Consider the following 5529-nt stretch of genomic DNA (forward strand, 5'->3'; position numbering starts at 1 on the left):
CACGTCCACCTGCCGAAGTTTGGCGACGATCTCTTCCGGCTTGTGCTTCTTCTGTCCCATTCTCGTGTCCTCCATCAGCTCGAAAGCCTACTTCAGGGAGGACCACTTTTCAGGGGGCAGACCAGGAGGACTTCCAGCCGGCGTTGAAGGCGGCGCTCGCGTCGGGCCGCACCACAGTGCTCGACGTCATCACCGACGAGCTGGCCTATCCGCCGATCACCAGCTTCAAGGACCACGAGAACCTCACCTACTGAGCTGGCCGGAAGGGCATTGCCATGAAGAAGCTGATCAACGCGCCGACGGCCTATGTCGAGGAGATGCTCGAAGGCTTGGTGCTGGCGAATCCGACGATGACGCGCGACGGCGCGTCGGGGCGCGTGATCCGCCGCACTAGCCCGAAGCCCGAGGGCAAGGTCGGGATCGCCTCGGGCGGCGGTTCGGGCCATCTGCCGCTGTTCACGGGTTATGTCGGGACCGGGCTTCTCGACACGTGCTCGATCGGCAACGTCTTCGAGGGTCCGAACGTCGGGAGTTGCCAGGAGGCGATCGCGCTCGCCGATCGCGGCGCAGGCGTGCTTTGCCTGTACGGCAACTACGGCGGCGACCGGATGAACTTCGACATGGCCGGCGAGATGGCCGAGCTCGACGGCATCGCGACGCGCACCGTGCTCGGCACCGACGACATCGCCAGCGCCGGGCCGGAGGAGGTGAAGAAGCGGCGCGGCGTTGCGGGCATCGTCTACGCCTACAAGATCGCCGGAGCGGCGGCGGAAGCCGGTCGGGATCTCGCCGAGGTCGCCCGCATCGCCCAGAAGGCGGTGGACGCGACCCGCACGATCGGCGTCGCCCTTTCGCCCTGCCGGGTGCCGACGGCGGCCGCGCCCAACTTCGCTATCGGCGAGAACGAGATCGAGATGGGCATGGGCATCCACGGCGAGCCGGGGATCTGGCGCGCCGGAATGCGCCCCGCCGACGCCATCGCCGACGAGATGCTGGAGCGTCTCTCGGCCGACCGTCTGATGCCCGACGGGAGCCGCGTCTCGTTGATTGTCAACGGCCTCGGGGCGACGCCTCTGGAGGAGTTGTTCGTTCTCTACCGACGCTTCGCCGGGCGTCTGGCCGAAGCCGGGGTGACGATCGTCCAGCCGCTGGTCGGCAACTACGTCACCTCGATGGAGATGGCCGGGGCCTCGGTGAGCGTCATCCTTGTCGACGAGGAACTGGAGGCGCTGCTCGCCGCCCCGGCCGCATGCCCGTTCTGGAGGGTGGGATGAGCGGCTTCACTGCACGGGACGTTGCGGCCCTCGTCGCGGCCTCGCACGGCCGCATGGCGACGTTGGAGCAGGAGCTGAACGCCGCCGACGCGGTGCTCGGCGACGGCGACACCGGCTCGATGCTAGCGCGGGTCATCGCGCGCATGGCCGAGGTGCCGGTCGAGGGCGATGCCGATCTGGGCGCGAGCTTCGCGGCGCTTGCCAAGGCGACGCTCTCGGCCACCGGCTCCAGCCTCGGCACGCTGATTGCCACCGCGTTGATGAGCCTTGCCAAGGCTACGAAAGACCGGCGCGAGGCGAACTGGAGCGAGTTGCCCGAGCTGCTGCGAGGGGCCCGCGACGCCATGCTGGCGCGAGGCGGGGCAAGCCTCGGCGACAAGACGGTGCTGGACGGGCTTGATGCCGTCGCGTTCGCGCTCGAAGGGGTCGCGACCCCGGCGGCCGCGAGCGAGGCCGCCGGCTGGGGCGCAGCCCGGGCCGTTTCCGACTTCAAGCCGCGTCCCTGCCGCATTGGCCGCGCCCGCATGTTTCCCGAGAAGAGCGTCGGCAGCGACGACCCCGGCATGCTGGCGCTTGCAAAGCTGGTGCAAGCGTCGAACAACTAGTTCCACCTCGGGCGGCATGTTGCCGCCCTCTAGACGCGGGGACGACGTCGCCGCCTCGTCATGCGCAAGGATGCTGACAATGTCCGCCCTCGACCGACCGGCCCGTTCGTCCGCCTCCCTGTCCGACGCTTCGCTTCTCGAGTCGCGCGCCTCTATTGCCGGCGAGTGGACCGGCGCGTCGAACAGGAGCTTTACCGTCACCGATCCGTTCGATGGTTCGGTGATCGCGACGCTGCCCGACCTAGGCGTCGAGGACACGCGCCGGGCGATTGAGGCGGCGGCTGCGGTCCAGCGCGACTGGGCTAGGGTTCCGGCCAAGGAGCGGGCCGCGATCCTCAAGCGCTGGTTCGATCTGATCGTTGGGAACGCCGACGACCTCGCCGCGATCCTGACCGCCGAGCAGGGCAAGCCGCTCGCCGAAGCCAAGGGCGAGATCGTTTCCAACGCGGCCTATCTCGAATGGTTCGCGGAGGAAGCCAAGCGCATCGACGGGGAGATCATTCCCGGCCCCAATGCGTCCCAGCGCATCTTGGTGCTGAAGCAGCCGGTGGGCGTGTGCGCGGCGATCACGCCCTGGAACTTCCCGAACGGCATGATCACCCGCAAGGTCGGCCCGGCGCTGGCCGCCGGCTGCACGATGGTCCTCAAGCCTGCCGCCCAGACGCCGCTGTCGGCGCTGGCGCTGGCCGTTCTAGCCGAGCGGGCCGGGGTGCCGAAGGGGGCCTTCTCGGTGGTCACCACCACCGACGCCAAGGCGTTCGGTATGGAGGTGACCAAGAACCCGACGGTGGCCAAGATCTCGTTCACCGGCTCCACCAACGTCGGCCGCTGGCTGATGCGCGAGGGGGCCGATCAGATCAAGAAGCTGAGCCTGGAGCTCGGCGGCAACGCCCCATTCATCGTGTTCAACGACGCCGATCTCGATGCGGCCGCCGACGGGGCTCTCCTGTCGAAGTTCCGCAATGCGGGGCAGACCTGCGTCTGCGCCAACCGGCTCTACGTCCAGGCGAGCGTGGCGGAGGCCTTCACGCAGAAGCTGCTCGACCGGGTCGCCACCTTGAGGCTCGGTCGCGGCTCGGAACCCGGCGTCACCATGGGGCCGCTGATCGACGGCAAAGCCGTGGCGAAGATGGAAGAGCACCTAGCCGACGCCCTGCAGAAGGGCGCTACCGTCTTGACCGGCGGTCGGCGCTCATGCCTTGCGCCCACCCTGTTCGAGCCTACCGTCGTCACCGGCGTGACGCAGGACATGATCGTGACGAGAGAGGAAACCTTCGCCCCGCTCGCCCCGATCATCGCCTTCACCGACGAGGCCGATGTGATCGCAAAGGCCAACGCCTCCGAGTTCGGCCTGGCCGCCTATCTCTACGCCCGCGACATGAAGCGCATCTTCACGGTCGCCGAGGCGCTGGAAGCGGGCATGGTGGGCGTCAACACCGGGGCGCTGGCCAACGAGATGGCCCCCTTCGGCGGCGTCAAACAGTCCGGGCTCGGCCGCGAGGGCTCCCGCCACGGCATCGAAGGATACCTCGAACTCAAATACGTCGCGCTCGGCGGACTGTGATCGGCGAGTTGTTAGTTCCCAGGCCCTGTTGACAGCGTAGTTTCTTGGACGGGCTGAGGTCTGATTCAAGGCTGTCTTTGGGAGGCAGCGTTGGCGCGAGGCGACCTGACGGATGAAGAATGGGCGGTGATCGGCGCGCTTTTGCCAAGCGAGCGGGGTCGCAAAGCTCGCCCGTTCCAGGACAACCGGCAGTTCCTGGACGGCATGCTGTTTGTGTTGCGGGTCGGCTGCCCATGGCGCGACATGCATGAGCGCTACGGCAAGTGGAACTCGGTCTACGTCCGGTTTCACCCCTGGGCCGAACAGGGCATCTGGGACGCCATGCTGGAGACGCGGGTGGAATTGGGGCTGACCGACGACTGGCATCACATGATCGACTCCACCACCGTGCGCGGCCATTCTCAGGCGGCGGGCGCTAAAGGGGGACCTATACGCAGGGCTTTGGTCGAAGCCGCGGCGGCTTTACGACGAAGGTCCACGCCCGAGCACACGGTCAGGGGCGCCCTCTTGGCTTCGTGCTGACGGGCGGCGAGGTATCCGACTACAAAGCCGTTCCCGCCCTTCTGGCCATGCCGGTCGGCAAGCCGCGTCTCATGCTGGCCGACAAGGGTTACGACGGGGACGAGGTACGCCAGTCGTTGCTGATGAGGAGCATCATGCTGGTGATCCCGCCCAAGGCCAACCGCCGGACGCCAGCGGCATGCGATCTCCACCAGTACCGAGATCGCAACCGCATCGAGCGCATGTTCAACCGCCTGAGGCAGGCCCGTCGCATCGCTACCCGCTACGACAAGACCGCCAGTTCCTTCCTCGCCTTCCTGGCGCTGGCCGCCTCACGCATCTGGGTGAGGGACTATGTCAACAGAACGTAGGTCCGCGCATGGTGACGTAAGCGGGCCGCTTCTACAATCCGTCAGGCCGCTTCCGAAAGCCGCAATCTACTGCGCCGACCCGTCAGCGTTCCGCTCGGTCTTTGTCTACCGCGACAACGTGGTCTTCGCCTTCGTGGAAGGCATGGAAGGTGTAAGCATGCGAACGCCGCAAGAGAGGATTGCTGACGCGATGGCCCGTGGCGCCATTGATTGCGGCGAACTCGGCGACGGTTGGCTGCTCTTCCCGCTCTTCGTGAACGATGACCGCTTCTCGGCCGAGCTGCCCGTCCTGGTGCGCGCCGCCTACGATGCTGCGACGTGAGCGGAGAGGGGACATCGATGCTGCTCCAGTTCACCGACAGGATTGATCCTGCGGAGGCTCTTCGCGCGCCTGGGCGGATCGGCGGCATTCCATGGCTGCCGTCCGGCTTCGAAGTCCCGCGCTCGGTTCTGGCGGGCGAGCCGATGGCATTCCTGTTTCAGATCACATTCCCGGCCGATCACCTGCTCTGCCATCACACAATGGCGATGTTTATGACGCTCGACGGCGTCAGCGAGAACCTCGTCGTTCCGCCCTTCTCGTGCGGCGAGCTATCGCGCGGTCCGGTGAAGCCGACGCAACTGGTCGAGCAACAGGTTCTCCATGGCGCCTACCTATTCGGGAAGAACGATCTGCAGCCGCGTTCCGACCTCCTGTCGCCGGTGGAGCCGCATTGCCTGGTTACCTGCGAGTATCCCGGCGATGGCTTGATCTTCGGACGGATGGGACCGGACCCCGAATGGCTTCAACACGACGAAACGCCCGGTGCGCTGAACGATCGTGTCTCGAGCGTGTTCGCCTTTTCAATCGAGGAAAACCTTGGTCTGCCGCGCAGCGCCGGGGGACCGTGCCAAATCGAGCTCGATTTCTTCGCTCCCGACGAGTGGCGGGCACGAACCGATGGCTACGAGCTTTTCGTCGGCAACGCAGTCTACTTTTTCTCATGCTCCGCCCTCGTCATCCTCGTCGTGTTCATGGGGGTGATGCTGGCGAACTGGTTCTAAGTATGACCTGCCCCCATTGCCGGGTCCGGTTTGAATGTTGGTGGATCGTCGGCTTGACCTGCCACCCGTTCCTGGACTGTTTGGCCGGCCGTCATCGAGCTTCGACCGGCGGCGGCGGGCCATGTGCCGCTGACCGGTTCACCAGCGATATCGGCGGTTTGTTGCCGATG

General features: G+C 66.3%; 6 protein-coding genes and 1 pseudogene. All 7 read left to right on the top strand.

The genetic code is table 11. The annotated features are described in order from the left end of the window. The first annotated feature begins 275 nt into the window (after nucleotides 1–275). The 7 genes and pseudogenes from H7A85_RS20440 (at nucleotide 276) to H7A85_RS20465 (ending at nucleotide 5359) form a co-directional block, all read left to right on the top strand. Entirely contained in the window at nucleotides 276–1274 is a 999-nt protein-coding gene (locus tag H7A85_RS20440; protein WP_182422380.1) for a dihydroxyacetone kinase subunit DhaK, read from the top strand. Continuing rightward, a complete protein-coding gene (locus H7A85_RS20445) occupies nucleotides 1271–1879 on the top strand; it encodes a dihydroxyacetone kinase subunit L (protein ID WP_182422381.1) in 609 nt (202 codons plus the stop codon). The genes H7A85_RS20440 and H7A85_RS20445 overlap by 4 nt, the downstream gene beginning before the upstream one ends. A 79-nt stretch (nucleotides 1880–1958) precedes the next feature. After that, complete coding sequence (locus tag H7A85_RS20450) at nucleotides 1959–3443, top strand: NAD-dependent succinate-semialdehyde dehydrogenase (protein WP_182422382.1); 1485 nt, start codon at nucleotides 1959–1961, stop codon at nucleotides 3441–3443. Between the two features lie 126 nt (nucleotides 3444–3569). After that, nucleotides 3570–3965, top strand: coding sequence for a transposase (locus H7A85_RS21035; RefSeq protein WP_280514941.1), 396 nt, complete (start codon nucleotides 3570–3572; stop codon nucleotides 3963–3965). After that, nucleotides 3935–4315: pseudogene (locus H7A85_RS21040) on the top strand (IS5 family transposase); the annotation flags it as partial. The gene H7A85_RS21035 and the pseudogene H7A85_RS21040, both read left to right, overlap by 31 nt. A 157-nt stretch (nucleotides 4316–4472) precedes the next feature. Continuing rightward, nucleotides 4473–4637 carry a hypothetical protein gene (locus H7A85_RS20460; RefSeq protein ID WP_182422383.1) on the top strand — a complete coding sequence of 55 codons (165 nt, stop codon included), beginning with the start codon at nucleotides 4473–4475 and terminating at the stop codon, nucleotides 4635–4637. Between the two features lie 143 nt (nucleotides 4638–4780). Beyond that, the gene (locus tag H7A85_RS20465) at nucleotides 4781–5359 is read left to right on the top strand and encodes a hypothetical protein (protein ID WP_182422384.1); all 579 of its coding nucleotides are present in this window, start codon (nucleotides 4781–4783) and stop codon (nucleotides 5357–5359) included. Nucleotides 5360–5529 lie beyond the last annotated feature (170 nt).

This window comes from Aureimonas sp. ME7 (genome assembly GCF_903970965.1).
Classification (GTDB): Bacteria; Pseudomonadota; Alphaproteobacteria; order Rhizobiales; family Rhizobiaceae; genus Aureimonas.

What these genes read in the sequence shown, in the direction of transcription:
- H7A85_RS20465 (WP_182422384.1), top strand. Translation starts at nt 4,781, where the DNA reads ATGGCATTCCTGTTTCAGATCACATTCCCGGCCGATCACCTGCTCTGC.
- H7A85_RS20440 (WP_182422380.1), top strand. Translation starts at nt 276, where the DNA reads ATGAAGAAGCTGATCAACGCGCCGACGGCCTATGTCGAGGAGATGCTC.
- H7A85_RS20450 (WP_182422382.1), top strand. Translation starts at nt 1,959, where the DNA reads ATGTCCGCCCTCGACCGACCGGCCCGTTCGTCCGCCTCCCTGTCCGAC.
- H7A85_RS20460 (WP_182422383.1), top strand. Translation starts at nt 4,473, where the DNA reads ATGCGAACGCCGCAAGAGAGGATTGCTGACGCGATGGCCCGTGGCGCC.
- H7A85_RS20445 (WP_182422381.1), top strand. Translation starts at nt 1,271, where the DNA reads ATGAGCGGCTTCACTGCACGGGACGTTGCGGCCCTCGTCGCGGCCTCG.